The 15,898-nt window shown below is 37.1% G+C and carries 17 protein-coding genes; 13 read left to right on the top strand and 4 right to left on the bottom strand.

Going from position 1 to position 15,898, the window contains the following annotated elements; all coding sequences use genetic code 11:
- Positions 1-34 precede the first annotated feature (34 nt).
- A complete protein-coding gene (gene upp, locus AC3FI7_RS12030) occupies positions 35-685 on the top strand; it encodes a uracil phosphoribosyltransferase (RefSeq protein WP_142724999.1) in 651 nt (216 codons plus the stop codon).
- A gap of 1 nt (position 686) precedes the next feature.
- Here the strand turns inward: upp and AC3FI7_RS12025 are convergent, their stop codons facing one another.
- From AC3FI7_RS12025 to AC3FI7_RS12015, 3 genes are all read right to left on the bottom strand, one after another.
- A complete protein-coding gene (locus AC3FI7_RS12025; RefSeq protein WP_491460192.1) occupies positions 687-1,373 on the bottom strand; it encodes an alpha/beta fold hydrolase in 687 nt (228 codons plus the stop codon).
- Between the two features lie 107 nt (positions 1,374-1,480).
- The gene (locus AC3FI7_RS12020) at positions 1,481-2,134 is read right to left on the bottom strand and encodes a ComF family protein (protein ID WP_142724997.1); all 654 of its coding nucleotides are present in this window, start codon (positions 2,132-2,134) and stop codon (positions 1,481-1,483) included.
- Between the two features lie 240 nt (positions 2,135-2,374).
- Complete coding sequence (locus AC3FI7_RS12015; RefSeq protein ID WP_142724996.1) at positions 2,375-3,853, bottom strand: helix-turn-helix domain-containing protein; 1,479 nt, start codon at positions 3,851-3,853, stop codon at positions 2,375-2,377.
- A 125-nt stretch (positions 3,854-3,978) separates the two neighbouring features.
- Here AC3FI7_RS12015 and aceB point away from each other — a divergent pair, with 125 nt between their 5' ends.
- The 9 genes from aceB to AC3FI7_RS11970 all read left to right on the top strand — a co-directional run bounded on the left by aceB (position 3,979) and on the right by AC3FI7_RS11970 (position 12,750).
- Positions 3,979-5,553: a malate synthase A gene (gene aceB / locus AC3FI7_RS12010; RefSeq protein ID WP_491460191.1), complete on the top strand. Its 1,575-nt coding sequence runs from the start codon at positions 3,979-3,981 to the stop codon at positions 5,551-5,553.
- Positions 5,554-5,677: 124 nt separating this feature from the next.
- The gene (gene aceA, locus AC3FI7_RS12005) at positions 5,678-6,958 is read left to right on the top strand and encodes an isocitrate lyase (RefSeq protein WP_491460190.1); all 1,281 of its coding nucleotides are present in this window, start codon (positions 5,678-5,680) and stop codon (positions 6,956-6,958) included.
- Positions 6,959-7,138: 180 nt separating this feature from the next.
- Positions 7,139-7,711 (top strand): OmpH/Skp family outer membrane protein, encoded by a 573-nt coding sequence (locus AC3FI7_RS12000; RefSeq protein WP_142724993.1) that lies wholly within the window; start codon positions 7,139-7,141, stop codon positions 7,709-7,711.
- Positions 7,712-7,839: 128 nt separating this feature from the next.
- The gene (locus AC3FI7_RS11995; protein ID WP_142724992.1) at positions 7,840-8,226 is read left to right on the top strand and encodes an acyl-CoA thioesterase; all 387 of its coding nucleotides are present in this window, start codon (positions 7,840-7,842) and stop codon (positions 8,224-8,226) included.
- Between the two features lie 28 nt (positions 8,227-8,254).
- Positions 8,255-9,421, top strand: a complete 1,167-nt coding sequence (locus AC3FI7_RS11990) for a hypothetical protein (RefSeq protein ID WP_491460189.1) — start codon at positions 8,255-8,257, stop codon at positions 9,419-9,421.
- A 93-nt stretch (positions 9,422-9,514) separates the two neighbouring features.
- Complete coding sequence (locus AC3FI7_RS11985; protein ID WP_002976816.1) at positions 9,515-9,961, top strand: 6-pyruvoyl trahydropterin synthase family protein; 447 nt, start codon at positions 9,515-9,517, stop codon at positions 9,959-9,961.
- Positions 9,962-9,984: 23 nt separating this feature from the next.
- Positions 9,985-10,755, top strand: coding sequence for a UDP-2,3-diacylglucosamine diphosphatase (locus AC3FI7_RS11980; RefSeq protein WP_343659612.1), 771 nt, complete (start codon positions 9,985-9,987; stop codon positions 10,753-10,755).
- Between the two features lie 194 nt (positions 10,756-10,949).
- Complete coding sequence (locus AC3FI7_RS11975) at positions 10,950-11,942, top strand: LuxE/PaaK family acyltransferase (protein ID WP_491460188.1); 993 nt, start codon at positions 10,950-10,952, stop codon at positions 11,940-11,942.
- A gap of 262 nt (positions 11,943-12,204) precedes the next feature.
- A complete protein-coding gene (locus AC3FI7_RS11970; protein WP_491460187.1) occupies positions 12,205-12,750 on the top strand; it encodes a hypothetical protein in 546 nt (181 codons plus the stop codon).
- Between the two features lie 83 nt (positions 12,751-12,833).
- On the opposite strand, the gene aqpZ is transcribed toward AC3FI7_RS11970, so the two are convergent.
- Entirely contained in the window at positions 12,834-13,550 is a 717-nt protein-coding gene (aqpZ, locus tag AC3FI7_RS11965) for an aquaporin Z (RefSeq protein WP_034696881.1), read from the bottom strand.
- Positions 13,551-13,769: 219 nt separating this feature from the next.
- On the opposite strand from aqpZ, the gene AC3FI7_RS11960 reads away from it, so the two are divergent.
- The 3 genes from AC3FI7_RS11960 to AC3FI7_RS11950 all read left to right on the top strand — a co-directional run bounded on the left by AC3FI7_RS11960 (position 13,770) and on the right by AC3FI7_RS11950 (position 15,874).
- Positions 13,770-14,390, top strand: coding sequence for a DUF5715 family protein (locus tag AC3FI7_RS11960; RefSeq protein ID WP_491460186.1), 621 nt, complete (start codon positions 13,770-13,772; stop codon positions 14,388-14,390).
- A 64-nt stretch (positions 14,391-14,454) separates the two neighbouring features.
- The gene (locus AC3FI7_RS11955; RefSeq protein ID WP_228451274.1) at positions 14,455-15,234 is read left to right on the top strand and encodes a hypothetical protein; all 780 of its coding nucleotides are present in this window, start codon (positions 14,455-14,457) and stop codon (positions 15,232-15,234) included.
- Positions 15,235-15,250: 16 nt separating this feature from the next.
- Entirely contained in the window at positions 15,251-15,874 is a 624-nt protein-coding gene (locus AC3FI7_RS11950) for a hypothetical protein (protein WP_491460185.1), read from the top strand.
- Positions 15,875-15,898: the final 24 nt, after the last annotated feature.

Raw genomic sequence — 15,898 nt, 5'->3', positions numbered from 1 at the left:
CAATTAACTGAAATTAAAAAAAAATAAAATTTTCATGCTTACTATTTTATCGCAAAATTTTTCTCTTGTCAATGAATGGATCAACGAACTTAGAAACGTTGATATTCAGCATGACCGAATGAGATTCAGAAGAAATATGGAGAGAATCGGAGAGATTGCCGCTTTTGAAATCAGTAAAGGACTGGAGTACAGAGAAATTGAAATTCAAACTCCTTTAGATACAATAAAAAGCAGGGAAATTGCCGTACAGCCTGTTATTACAACAATCTTAAGAGCAGGAGTTCCGTTATTTGAAGGGATTCTGAACTATCTGGACAGAGCAGACTGTGGTTTTGTGGCAGCTTACAGAAAACACGATGCAAATGATTATTTTTCTATCAAACAGGATTATTTGACTTGCCCGAGTATTGAAGGAAGGCCTTTGATTGTGGGAGATCCAATGCTGGCAACAGGAGCCTCTTTAATTGAAGCCATCAAAGATTTGCTGACCCATGGAAATCCAACCCAGCTTCATATTGTAGCTGCCATTGCTTCAAAGCAAGGTGTTGAAACCATTCAGAATGCTTATCCTGAAGCCCAGATATGGGTAGGAGCTATTGATGAGCAATTAACAGCCAAAGGGTATATTACTCCGGGATTGGGGGATGCCGGCGATCTGAGTTACGGAGAAAAACTTCAGAGATAATTTAGGAAAGATTCCAGAAATCTTTCATTAAATTCAATAATAAATCAGGCCGTACTTTATCCATAGGATGTCTGGTATCCGGAAGTACGGCCAGTTTTGCATCAGGAAGGCTTCTGTAAACACTTACACTTTCTTCGATAGTGACCATATTATCTTGATCTCCCACCATAATCTGAGTTGGAATATTAATGGTAGAAAGATTGTTTTCCAAAGGAGGATTTTTACCCAACCCAATCATTAGCTCAGCAATAGCCGGAAGAAGTTTTTTCCATTTTGATCCATGCTGTGATTCTAAAAGGCGGGCATACTGCGGAACTTTTTCGAGGATGACATTAGGATTAAGCATTTTGATTTCTTTTAAAGCCTGCTCTTCAGCCCATTCAAACTTAGTTCCCAGGGTCATCATAGAATTTACATTTTCCGGACTTTTCATAGCATAACACAGTGCAATATAACCTCCCATACTGTGCCCGAATATCGATACATTGGTCAGATTATGCGCTGCACAATATTCGGATAATTCCTGAGTATACTTTTCGATACTGATTCCGTCTGCCGGAAGCTCCCGGTCTCCATGTCCTGAAAATAAGGGAGTATGTATTGTAAAATATTGGGATAACGTGTTCAGATAAGGGGTGAAAATATCGCTGTGGCCTAAAGCTCCGTGTAATAAAATAAGATTGGGCATAGTGGTTTAGTTTCCTGAAAATTAGGGAAAAGAATCGAATGATGAAAATAGATTGAATAAACAGTTTTTTTGAAAGCTTGAATAGACCCGGAACCCGCATCTCAGCATCAGATATCCATTGCCATTACCAAGACACTCACTTTATTATCTCCCGCATTTAATATTTCCCAGGCAACCGATGAAATGGTATTTCCTGTCGTAAAAACATCATCAATCAGAAGAATATGTTTTCCGGAAACAGGATGTGTGGCAGAGAAAGTATTGACTGTTTCCAACCGGTGTCTCTTGTTCTTTAAGGCTTGTGCTTTAGAATAATAATTTCTCCTGATTAATTCATGATCAAACGGGATGTTATACAAGTCAGATAGCGTTTCAGTGAATAAATGAAGCTGGTTGTAGCCACGGGTTCTCAGCTTCTTTGGGTGAAGCGGTACACTGACCAAAAGATCGGGTTTTTCATTGCCAAAATCCAGTCGTTCTGCAGTCCATTCTGCCAGAATCTTTCCTATTTTTTCCCTGCTTTGGTATTTCAGGTGGTGAATGATTTTACGGCTTAAACTTTCCTCTTCAAACTGAATTAATGCAAAAGAATTCTCAATAGGAAAAAGCAGACTGCATTTTTCCTTAACCGGATTATTCCCGAAATAATCGTAATGGGTAAAATGAATCTGATGAAAGCAAAGATCACATACCGGAATCTCAGGATCAGTAATTCGGTTGCAGTGAATGCAACGGTTGGGAAATAATACATTTAACATCATGAGTGTGCTTTGTACTAAGATATAAAATTATTGTTAATTTTTTGCTTCGCAAAATCAATAGTGAAATATTAACGCTAATTAAAATGTCCTTACGATCAGGCATTATAAAACACTATGGAAAACCTGCGAACTTTGCTTTTAAGAAAATATGTTACCAGTAGATTTTGAACAATATATAAACCCAGATCAGGTATTCTGAGCCTCTAGCTGTACACACATTCACAATTCATTATTCACCCATTAATTCTCAAATCTTTTTCTGATCTTTTCAACTGAGTTTTTCATACTCAGGTTAAAATGTTCCTTTTCCAGTCTTACCGGCGGTGCTTGCCTTACTTCACAGTCTGGAATACTGCAGGATTCACAGGTAACCCCTACATTGATGGTTTTTAAAGAAGGAGATTTAATGAAACCTATTTTTTTAATCGTTTGGGTATTCAGCAGAATTCCGAGACAGTAGCTTCTGTTGCTTCCGTCCGAAAAAGGATTTTTCTGTGAGGTGGAAATGACCAGGTAGCTTATTCCCTGATCTTTATAATGTGAAATCTGAGCATCAGTTAAGGTCTCATTTTCTTTTAAATGATCAAGATTTTTCACAGCAATCCATCTTCTGCAGTAATGTTCATTGGTGGCATTGGCATGAGGGGCCTGCTGATGGTTGAGATGGAGTTCTTTTAAAATCTGGATTTTATCAGAGTTTTTCTTTTTTACCAGACATAAATAGAACAGGTCTTTAATTCCCATTTCAGCCGAAAGAATATTGGTCAGCCGGTAATAAAACGTTTCAGGGGAGTGGGTAAAGCTGTTGATAAGGCTTTCAAAACTTTTCGGTTCCCATTTGTTCTGTTGAAAAAAGTCAGAAGACTTTTCAATGGCAGACTCTTTTGAAATTAACAAAGCTCCGGCAAAATAAGATGCATAAAAGTTGTTCAGGATTTCTTCAAAACTTCCGAAATCCAGCCAGGAGTATGTATTGGGGCGATTTTTTAATTCCAGCACATTGAAGCCGATTTCTTTGGCAAGGATAAAGGTCTTCTGATCTTTTTCCAGTTTTTGATTCAGGAGTAAAAGTTTTTTCTCAGGAATAAAAAGTGAGCGGAGATTATCCAGGGTTCCGTATTTTTCAAAATCTTCAGATTGAATCATATAGCCGAATTTTTCTCCAAGAATCTTTTCAAGAATATCAGACTTTAAATTTTTACCGGTTTGTAATTTATTTTCTTTGGTAAATAAACCCACTTTTTCTTCAATTTCCGGAAAATAATTGTCATACAGTTCCTGAAATGATCTTAATACAGCAAAATAAAACCTTTCTTTTCCAAGGTTATAATTCTGGGAGATTTCAATGAGCGCATTGATGAAAGCGGTCACCTTTTTAGGAGCATCACTGATGATGCTGATGAGATTGTTTTTGTTGATGCCGAACAGCTCCAGGGGGACTTCTTTGAAGAAATCAGATTGCAGGATTTCATTGAAAGGCGCTAAGCTTTTATCAAGTTTGGTTGAAACCAGATCGTCAAAAGTACAGCTCAATGCTTCAGAAAGCTGAATGATCTTATCGTGCTTGGGATATTTTTTTCCGTTTTCAATCTCATTAAGATAAGATTTTGATAACCCTGTCTTTACAGCAAGATCCTGCAGGGACCAGTTTTTCTTTTGTCGCTGCTGTTTCAGTTTCAGTCCGAAAACTGTTTTGATAAAGTCGCTTTCTGAATTCATTACTCAAATATAAATAATAGATGCGATTATTCGCATAATAATTTTTAAATAAATTTAGCGAACGTTCGCTATTTGTGAAAATTTTTATTTATGTTTGTAATATCAAATCACAAAATCAATAGGTTATGGAAACTAAGACTCAATTGGAAATAAAGGCACAGAAGCAGTTTGAAGGGATTTTCACCTCAGATTTGACAGATTTTCTGATAGCACTTCATCAGAATTTCAATCATAAGAGGCTTGCACTTTTAGAAGAAAGAAAAAACACACAACAGAAATTTGATTCGGGAAATCTCCCTCAATTCTTAAAAGAAACAGAAGAGATTCGAAAAGGGAACTGGGTGTGTGCGCCACTTCCGGCAGATTTGCTGGACAGAAGAGTTGAAATTACGGGACCTGTTGACCGTAAGATGATCATTAACGCCTTGAATTCCGGAGCGTCTACATTTATGGCTGACTTTGAAGACAGCAGCTCGCCGGTATGGGAAAACTGTATCCAGGGACAGATTAATCTTTCTGATGCTATAAACAGAAACATCGATTTTGTCAATGAAAAAGGAAAAGCTTATACTCTTAATGAAGACACTGCTGTCTTACAGGTCCGTCCCCGTGGCCTTCATCTTCCGGAGAAACATATTGAAATCAATGGAGAGAAAGCTTCCGGTTCGCTGATTGATTTTGGAATCTATTTTTTCAGAAATGCAAAACAGCTTTTAGAAAATGGAAGTGGTCCTTATTTCTATCTTCCGAAACTGGAACATTATAAAGAAGCCCGTTGGTGGAATGAGGTTTTTGTTTTTGCCCAAAACTATCTGGGGATTCAGGAAGGAACCATCAAAGCTACTGTTCTAATAGAAACCATCACTGCTTCATTTCAGATTGACGAAATTTTATTTGAATTAAAAGAACACAGTGCCGGTCTTAACTGTGGCAGATGGGATTATATTTTCTCTTATATCAAAAAGTTCAGAAACCTGCCGGAATTTATTGTTCCGGACAGGGATCAGGTGACCATGACTTCACCTTTCATGGGTGCCTATTCAAAAAGAGTCATCGAAGTCTGTCACAAAAGAAATGTACATGCTATCGGCGGTATGGCAGCACAGATTCCTGTAAAAGATGATGAAGAAGCTAATCAGAAGGCTTTTGAAAAAGTAAGAAACGATAAAGAGCGTGAAGTTAAAAACGGTCATGACGGAACCTGGGTGGCACATCCGGCATTGGTAGCCGTAGCTAAAGAAGTTTTTGACCAATATATGCCTTCCCACAACCAGATTGATAAAAAATTTGAATATCATATTACTGAAAGTAACCTGTTGGAAATTCCCAAAGGGGATATTACCGAAAAAGGAGTCCGAAAAAATATCAATATAGGAATTCTTTACCTGGAAAGCTGGCTCATGGGAACTGGTGCTGCGGCCATCTATAATCTGATGGAAGATGCGGCTACTGCAGAAATTTCAAGAACTCAGATCTGGCAATGGCTGAAAAATGAAGCGGTGTTAAGTGACGACAGAACATTGACCCGAAATATGGTTCTGCAGTGGGAAAAAGAAGAAATGGACCACATTGAAAAGTACGTAGGAGAGGCCTGTTTTAAGAACGGAAAATTCAATCTTGCCAAAGAACTTTTCAATGAACTGATCTTCTGTGAGAACTTTGAAGAATTTCTAACCCTGAAAGCATATCCTTTTATATAGTAAAATATAGGTTGCTGGTTTTATACTAGCTGGTTGAAGCCAGATCATCATTTAACAGTAACAATATAACCAGCATCTGGTAACAAAATTACTTTCAAACCTAATCAAACAAAATCCAAATATTATGAAAACAAGACAAGAACAAATCCAGGCTATTGAGCAAGATTGGCTGACAAACCCACGCTGGAACGGTATCAAGAGGCCGTATACAGCAGAAGAAGTTCTGAAACTTCGCGGCTCTTATACCATAGATTATACCATTGCGACAGAAATGTCCAGGAAATTCTGGAATAAACTAAATAACCAGAATTATGTAGCAGGGCTTGGTGCATTAACCGGTAATCAGGCGGTACAGGAAGTGGATGCCGGCCTGGAGGCAATTTATCTTTCAGGATGGCAGGTTGCAGCAGACGCTAATTTATCAGGAGAAATGTATCCCGATCAGTCATTATATCCGGCCAATTCAGTGCCTGCTGTTGTCAAGAAGATTAATAACGCCTTATTGAGAGCAGATCAGGTACAATCTGTGAACGGAACAGGTGATAAAGAATATCTGGTGCCTATTATTGCAGATGCTGAAGCAGGTTTTGGAGGTAATCTGAATGCTTTTGAGCTGATGAAGCAAATGATAGAGGCAGGAGCAGCAGCCGTACATTTTGAAGATCAGCTTTCATCTGCAAAAAAATGCGGACACTTGGGTGGAAAAGTACTGGTGCCAACCCAGGAAGCAGTGAATAAATTAATTGCAGCACGTCTGGCTGCTGATGTTTTGGGCGTTCCAAGCCTTATTATTGCAAGAACGGATGCTGACGCGGCAGATTTACTGACTTCAGATATTGATGACCGGGATAAAAAATTTGTAACCGGCGAACGTACTTCTGAAGGTTTTTATGTAGTAAGAAACGGAGTAGAGCAGGGGATAGACAGAGGTCTGTCTTATGCTCCTTACGCAGACCTGATCTGGATGGAAACTTCCAATCCTGACCTGGAGCAGGCCAGAAGATTTGCAGAAGGAATTCATGAAAAATTTCCGGGTAAAATGCTTGCTTATAACTGCTCCCCTTCATTCAACTGGGCAGCAAAGCTGAGTACTGAAGAAATGTCTACTTTCCGGGAGGAACTTGCTAAGATGGGCTATAAATTCCAGTTTATTACTCTGGCAGGATTCCATGCTTTGAATACCGCTATGTTTGAACTGGCTTTAGCTTATAAAGAAAGAGGCATGGCCGGATATTCAGAACTGCAGGAACGTGAGTTTGCCTTGCAGCAGAAAGGATTCAGGGCTGTGAAGCATCAGTCTTTTGTAGGGACAGGATATTTCGATGAGATACAGAATATTGTTACCAACGGCTCTTCAACTACGGTAGCGATGAAAGATTCTACAGAAACGGCACAATTCCATTAGCCATTTTTTTCCATATTTTTTGATGTTAAACCTTTCTCTTTTGGGGAAGGTTTTTCTCTGCTGAATATTTTTTAAGGCTATTTTAAAATCAATCCAACATTAAAATAATAAAGTAATAAATGTCAGAGAATAAGTAATGAAAATTTGAATTATATTTGAGGACGAAAAATATTATTAAAAATGAATTTAATCAAAGTACTTTTTATTACATTAGGATTAACACTTACTGCAAATGCTGCGAAAGCCCAACAGAAAATTGGAAGCGTGAACACTGATGATATTTTTGCAAGTTTATCTGAAGTAAAAACAATAAGTGCAACCGTTGATAACCTGACAAAAACCAAGCAGACAGAAATTGAAAAACTGATCGGAGATTATCAGACTAAACTGAAGGCAGCGCAGGATAAAGAAAAAACGCTTAGTGAAGCTAATAAAGAAGCAGTGACTAAAGAACTTATGGCTGCTCAGACCGAATTGCAGAATCTTGGTAAAAAAATTGAAGAATCAAGAGCTCAGGCGGCTAAAGATATCTCAGCAAAACAAAATGAATTGTTTACTCCATTACAGCAAAAAGTAAAGGCTGCTATTTCTGCAGCTGCTAAGGAAAGAGGTATCAATTATGTTTTTGATATAGCATCTCAGGAAACCAATAACCTCGTTTACAACGATGGAAGCGAAGATATCACAGCGCTTGTAAAAAGTAAATTGGGGGCTTCTGCTACAACTGCCAAGCCGGCTGGGAAATCTAAATAAGAAATTTCATCTGCTGAATATGAATACGGAATCAGGTCTGCTGATTCCGTATTTTTATGTATAAAGTATGAGGTAAGAGTAAGAAAGTTCTGTTTTAAAATGATAAATTTGAGTAAACTTTCAGGAGAATGAATTTAATGTACGAAAAGCAGATCAAAGTAACGGAAGAACATATTGATCAGAACAATCATGTGAATAATGTACAGTATGTGCACTGGGTAGAAGAAGTAGCAGCTGAACACTGGGATCTTTTAAAACATAAAACAGAATATATCAATGATGCATGGATGCTTCTGGATCACCATATCCAATATAAAAAACAGGTGTATCTTAATGATATTATTACCGTAAGAACTTATCCGATGGCTCCCGAAGGTGCCAAACAGCCAAGAAAAGTTGAATTTTACTGTAATGATGAGCTTGTGGTTGACTCAAGTACGCTTTGGATTCTGTTTGACCCGGAAGCTAAAAAGATCAAGCGACTGGAAAGCGACTGGCTGGAGAAGTTTTTTTAACCATATGCATCAAATCAAAACTGAATACATGAAACTCTTCTATTCATTCACTTCACTACTGTTGAGTGTAACAGGTTACAGTCAGGAAAATCCTTACCGGTTTTCAGATGACATAAAAAAGGAAGTGGCAGACTCCACCCAAAGTCAATCCTGGAGAAGTCAGATGGGAGCAACGTATTACTCAATAAGCGGACAGTATCAATCTGCACTGGAAAGCTGGGACATTACTTTCGGAAGGATGAAAAAGCTGACTGCTGCAGATAGTCTGAAATATTCAAAACTAACTCCTGCCAATGCTAAAGATTATATTTTAAAAAGAGCAAGGAATGAGCAGATTGTTATTATCAACGAAGCTCATCATAACGCCAGCCACAGAACGTTTGCCTCTTCTTTACTTCAGGGGTTATATGACGAGGGGTACAGGTATTTAGGAATCGAAACGTTAGCGAATGATTCATTACATATAGGAAAGTTTGCTACCCTCAGCAGCGGCTACTATTCCAAAGAACCCGAATTTGGAAATTTTATTTACAATGCCCTGAAAATTGGGTTTAAACTTTTTCCATACGAAGCTGAAGGAAATAACAAGGAAAGGGAAATTGGAGAGGCAAAAAATATCTTCGATTTTATGCAGAAAAACAAAGTCGGAAAATATCTGATCTATTGTGGTTATCAGCATGCTTTTGAAGGAACTCATAAATCCTGGGAAAAAACGATGGCGGGACGGCTTTCTGATCTTACAGGGATCAATCCGTTTACCATTGACCAGACTCAGTTTTCAGAAAAAAGTGATATGAAGTTTCATGAGCCACTGTTAAGGCTGATCAGGAATACTGTTCCTGTCGTTTTAAAAGATGAAAATCAGGGAATATATAATGGCGAAGACAAAGAATTGTATACTGACGTTAAAATCATTCATCCCATTACAAAATACGTTAAAGGCAGACCCAATTGGATGTTGACGGATAATAGAAAACTGTATAAGATTCCGGCTTCTGAAGTTTCAGAATATCCTGCTTTGATTTTTGCTTACAGAAAAGAGGAGTACGAACAAAAAGGAATTCCTGCTGATATCATTGAACTCAAGACTTCTAGAGACAACCGTTATTTGATCCTGGATAAAGGAAATTATGATATTGTTATAAAAGATCGAGAATATAAAGTCATGAACAGATTCGAAAAAACGATAAAGTAATAATGGTATTGAAAATCTGTTAAAAAAATATTAATATTACTGTAATAGAAACAGTCTTTTCTGTGTTAAGCGGTTTTGTCATATCTTTGCAGTATGATACGTATTACAAAAATTTTTACATTCGAAACTGCTCACGTGCTTTATAACTACGATGGGAAATGTAAAAATATGCATGGACATTCCTATAAGCTGTTTGTGACAGTGAAAGGAAAGCCGATTAATGATATTGATAACCCTAAAAATGGGATGGTGGTAGATTTCGGAGATATCAAAAGTATCGTAAAATCTGAGATCGTAGATGTATGGGACCATGCAGTTCTTGTCAATGCATTGTCTCCCCACAAAGAATTGGGGGATGATCTTGAGCAGAAAGGACATAAAGTAATCTATTGCAGTTTCCAGCCAACCTGCGAAAACATGCTGTATGCCATTGCAGCCAAAATAAAATCAAAACTTCCCGAAGGAATTTCTTTAGCTTATCTTAAGCTTCATGAGACAGAAAACTCTTATGGAGAATGGTTTGCAGAAGATAATCAGTAATTTTACCCCACAAAACTCAGAAGGTGTTAAAAACAACAATTAACTTAGAACCTGGAAAAAAAGTATATTTCGCTTCAGATCAGCATTTTGGTGCTCCTACACCAAAGGAAAGTAAAGTGCGCGAAGAGAGGTTTATACGCTGGATGGACGAGATCAAAGAAGATGCTCAGGTTTTGTTTTTAATGGGGGACCTTTTTGATTTCTGGCATGAATGGAAGCATGTTATTCCTAAAGGATATGTCCGGGTACTTGGGAAAATTGCAGAACTTAAAGACAGGGGAATTCATATTTATTTTTTTGTCGGAAACCACGATCTGTGGATGAAAGATTATCTGGAAGAAGAAATCGGGTGTACCGTATTCTATCAGAAACAGTATTTTGAAATGGGAGGGAAGCAATTCCTGTTGGCTCATGGAGATGGATTGGGGCCTGGTGACAAAGGATATAAAAGAATGAAAAAACTATTTACAAATCCTGTAGCACAATGGTTCTTCAAATGGCTTCATCCGGATATTGCGATGAAAATTGCATTATATCTTTCCCAAAAAAATAAAATGATCTCCGGGGAAGAAGACAAGGCATTTCTGGGAGAAGATAAAGAGTTTTTGATCATTTATTCCAAAGAAAAGCTGAAGACTCAGAAGATCGATTACTTTATCTATGGACACAGGCACCTGCCTATGGTATTGGATCTGGAACCGAATGCAAAATATATCAATCTTGGAGACTGGATTTCCTATTTTACTTATGGAGTATTCGAAAAAGATTTTGAACTGAAAATTTTTGAAAAATAAAAGCAAAAAAAATTACCTCTAAAAGAGGTAACTTTCGAACGGGTGGAAGCCCATTCTTGTTTTTAATCCATATTCCGGATAAGTAATTGCAATAAGTTTACCAAAATAGGTTCAGCACATTAAAAATTATTAAATAAATAATATTTTATCACTATAATTGCTTTGTAGTGAGGGATTAAGAAATTCAAAAAGTTATGGAACTGAAAAATATATTCAACATACAGACGGAACAGGATTTCCTGAATGCAGCATTGAAAACATTTCGTTATCAATATGAAAATGTTGAAATATACAGGAAATTCGTTGACTATCTGAATGTTAATCCCGATGAGGTGGATGAGTTGATGAAAATTCCGTTTCTTCCTATCGAAATGTTTAAAAATCATCAGATTCTGGATAAAAATAGTACTGCAGATCTTTTTTTTCAAAGTTCGGGTACCACTCAGATGAATCTTTCAAAACATTTCATTGCAGATACTGAGCTTTATGAAGAAAGCATTTATAAGAGTTTCACACAGTTTATAGGAAAACCGGAAGATTATATTTTTCTGGGTTTACTGCCAAGCTATCTTGAGAGGCAGCATTCATCACTGATCTATATGGTAGATTATCTGATGAAAAAATCTGCCATGCCTGAAAACGGATATTTTCTTTACAATCATGCTGAACTTTTTGAGCTGTTGAACAGGCTGCAGGGTAGGAAAGTTATTCTTTTCGGAGTTTCCTTTGCTCTTCTTGACTTTCTTGATTATTGTCATCACGAACATAGCAAGGAGTCTCTCAATTTTCCTGAAAATTTAATCGTGATTGAAACCGGAGGAATGAAAGGGCGAAAAGAGGAAATGACAAAGGATGAGCTTTTAAAAACTCTCCAGGAAGGTCTTAATACAGATAAGATTTATTCCGAATATTCTATGACGGAACTGCTATCACAGGCCTATTCCCTTGGGAATAACGAATACGAATGTCCAAACTGGATGAGGATCATGGTTCGTAATGCAGAGGACCCTTTAGCTTATGAAAAAGAAGGCCGGACGGGAGCAATCAATATCATTGATCTTGCCAATACCCATTCCTGCTCATTTATTGCAACGCAGGATTTAGGAAAAATAACGGGAGATAAGTTTCAGGTATTGGGAAGAATAGACCATTCTGATATCAGGGGATGCAGTCTGCTGGTTAGCTAACCTGAGAAAACAATTGTGAATCGTCAATTCGCTTCGCTTGTCAATTTTTAATTAGTGTCTGAAATTTTGCTTTAAAATCTGGATTTCATCATCATAGAGATAAATGATTTGCAATTTTTGCTGAGTGAAATGCCTTTGCGAAGCTTTAAACAACAAACAAATAAAAGCTTTGTGAACATTGCGTTACAACATTTACCATTAATGAATTGTATTATCATTAATACTTTTTACATTGTACATTGTACATTTTACAGTCATAACAATGATTAAAATAGAAGAACTTATACACGCCTATATTCATACCTACTGCGATTTTGAAAAAGAAATTGTGCTGACCAATTATTTTCAGGCAGATTGGGAAGCAGATATTCTGATCATTGATGCAGAAGGCGGCAGTCATGAAATTGAAATCAAACTTTCAAAAAGTGATTTTAAAAATGATTTCAAAAAATCATACCTGAATAAAGATACCGGAGAAAAGTTTCTGAAACATGATAAAATTTCCTGTGGAGATTATATGTGCAATTCTTTCAGTTTTTTACTTCCGATGGGAATGGTAGATGCTGAACTTATCCCGGAACATTGCGGAATCATTGAATTCTATCATAATGTAGATACCTGGGAAACCGAATTTTACCAGATCCGCCAGCCTAAAAAGCTTCATGAAGATTCTTACTGGACACTGAATGATAAAGATCTTTTTATAAGAAAAATAGCATTGAATCTTCTTCAGCGTAAAATGGAAATCAAAGGAAAACACGAAGAACTGATCTTTAAAAATCCCTTTGACATCAAAAAGCTGAAATAAGGGAAGAACAATTTATCAGAAATCATAAAACAAAAAATCCTGCCGCCTGACAGGATTTTTATCATTGAATGGTATTTAAGAAATTAATCAGCAATTTCAGCAGTGTCTCTCTGAAGCAGGAATTTGTAGATCAATCCTCCTACAACTCCTCCCAGTATAGGGGCTACCCAGAACAGCCAAAGCTGTGACATAGCAATTCCACCCATAAAGACTGCCTGAGAAAGTGATCTTGCCGGGTTTACGGAGGTATTTGTAATCGGGATAGAGATCAGATGGATCAAAGTAAGAGCAAGACCGATGGCAAGACCGGCAAATTTACCGTTAGCCCATTTATCCGTAGCTCCCATGATCACAATAAGGAAGAATGCTGTTAATAAAAACTCAGCCAGGAAAGCTGCTCCCATGCTGAAAGCTTTTCCATTGTAAACGGCTTCACCGTAAAAGTTCGTAGCAAAATCTCCGGGTTTCGAGAATTCTACTGCTCCGGCACCGTTGAGGATCGTATACAGACAGCCCGCTGCAACAATTGCTCCTAAACACTGGGCCACAATGTAAGGAATAAGGTCTTTTGCAGGAAACCTTCCACCTGCTAAAAGCCCGAAGGATACTGCCGGATTAAAATGCCCTCCTGAGATATGCCCTACAGCATAAGCCATGGTAAGAACAGTAAGACCGAAGGCCAAAGCAACTCCTAAAAGTCCGATGCCAATATCTGGAACACCGGCTGCAAAAACAGCGCTTCCACACCCTCCGAAAACAAGCCAAAATGTGCCGAAAAATTCAGCAAAAAGTTTTTTTATCATGTTGTTTATGTTTAAATGTATCTCAAATGTAAAATTTAAATCTTAAAGTAAAAAGTTAAAACTGAAAAAATATTTCAAAAAACAGGGAACAAAAATTACAAAATCAATAATTTGGTGTAAAGTTTGTTTGGGATTTATTTAGAGAGTGTTATAGTCAGTATTGAAAGAGATATCATAAATGTTTTATCTTTCATTTGTAATTTAAAAGGATGGTGAATGAGAAAATTTCTTTGTGTGGTCTTTGTACCTTTTATTTATAGTTTACATTATGCACAGGCAGCAAAAAAATCTTTTCCATGCTATGATCTTGCTGCTGTCTTGAAGGTTGAACCTACTCCCCTTTATAAATCTCATCTTGATGCCTCAAAGAGCTTCGGAATTCAGCTGCTGAAAGATTCCAAAATGGTGCAGAAGTATATCAATAACGGGAAGTTCCACAAGATAAAAAAATCAGGTAAGGGGTATCAGGTCCAAAGACTGGATTACAGCAGGGCTTATATGGTTTCCAAAGCAAAAACAACACTGGAGAAGATTGGAGCCAGGTTCCATAAAGAAACAAAAGGCGGGACCTTTACCGTTTCATCCATTACCAGAACTCTTGAAGACCAGTGCAGGCTGAGAAGAGTAAACGGGAATGCCTCATTAGGAATTAGTTCCCACAACTATGGTAACTCTTTTGATATCTCTTATGTAAGATTCAATAATGTACTGAAGTATAATCCGAAAATGGAAGCTGCTCTGGAAAAAGTATTGAAATATTATGAAAAAGCCGGTAGAATCTGCTATATTAAAGAAAAGCAGCAAAGCTGTTATCATATCACTGTGAAAAATTATTAATAAAAATCCTCTTGCATAGCATATTTAGTTTGCATATTTTTATACAACCAAAAAAACTATGCTTATGACAACGTTAAACATTGTAGACTACATGCTGCCTGTGGAAGAATGCAGAGCGGCAGCCAATGAGTGGAAATCCTGTTTTTCTGATTTTTCAAAACTGCAAAGCCTTATCCCTACGAACTATGTTTTTAATATCTCAAGAGAACATCTTGAATGGATGAAAGGCTTTAGTAATTATAAAGACTTTTGTTCAGCAATAGGAGTATACAAAGGGCGTTTGATAATGATTCTCTATCCTATGAACGAAAAAGGGGATAAAGTAGATGTAAAAGAATACCCATACAGCTTCCTTACTGAATTGGATCATGATCTGAGACTTCAGGAAATCCAGGAATATACCGTTGTTAAAAATGCAGTGCTTTCCAAAAGTTTAGAAAAAACTGAGAAAGATTCCAATATGGCTTTTCCGGTTTCCAGTACACCAATTCTTGAGCAGGATGTAGCCGTAAATGCTATTGAACGTTGGAGAAATGAAGGGATGGACTGGTTTTACAAAGAATGCAGAGAAAATGCAGGAAACGGGATTTTTAGAAAATTCTATGTTCCTACAGCGGATCTTTGCCTTGATAACCAGGGGTTAGCAGGAATTACCTGTTCTTTTGGTCTTAAATACAATGATATTTATGGTAAAATGCTGGTAACTCTTATCTTTATCTCTTTCCTTGAAAATCTTAAGGATGCAGAAAATGGAGTACAGACTATTTCAAATACCTACGACTGGGCAAAGCCATGTCCTCCTATCTGCCGTATTCCGGATGTGGATGTTGGATGTGAATTCTAAAAAGTTACACTGAGGAATGGCTGAACTTTATAAGGCAATTTTATTCCTGAACTATGGGCTGCTCCTATCGGTTATAATATTGGGAGCAGTAAAATACCGTATATTATATCACAAAGAAAAGCAGTATTATTATTGTATTGCTTTTCTTTTTTTTATTGAGCTGCTGAATCTGGCTCTGCCTTACCTCTTCAGGCTTAATGATACTTCATTCCTTTATCCTTTATATATTGCAGGAGAATTTTTTCTACTGACGGCCTTATTTATCAGAAAACTGGATTGGCCGAAATCTGTACTTGGAGCTGTAGGTCTGCTGGCTGCGGGTTTTATGATTTCCCAATATGGTTTTGGGTATCCTGCAAATGCCGATATTGCAAAAGTGATTTCCAATATCATTATTATCTGTCTTTCAGGGTTTACATTGATTCGTGAGATTAAAAATACCTCTGCACAGAACCGTTTTCTCCTGGTGGATGCCAGTATTTTTTTCTATTATTCTGTTTCGGTGTTTATTTTTATCATTCAGCATCAGATTGCCAATCTGTCGGAAAACGATTATTATACTATTCTCAGTGCCAATAATATTCTTTCGAGTATCTTGTACTGTTCATTTTTATACACTTTTTTAAAATTAAAGAAGTAACTTTAAATATCAATCTGCTGATCC

It is taken from the genome of Chryseobacterium sp. TQ-BC-N36 (genome assembly GCF_058382295.1).
Note: the sequence above shows the minus strand (reverse complement) of the source record. Positions and strands in the feature narration are given on the sequence as shown.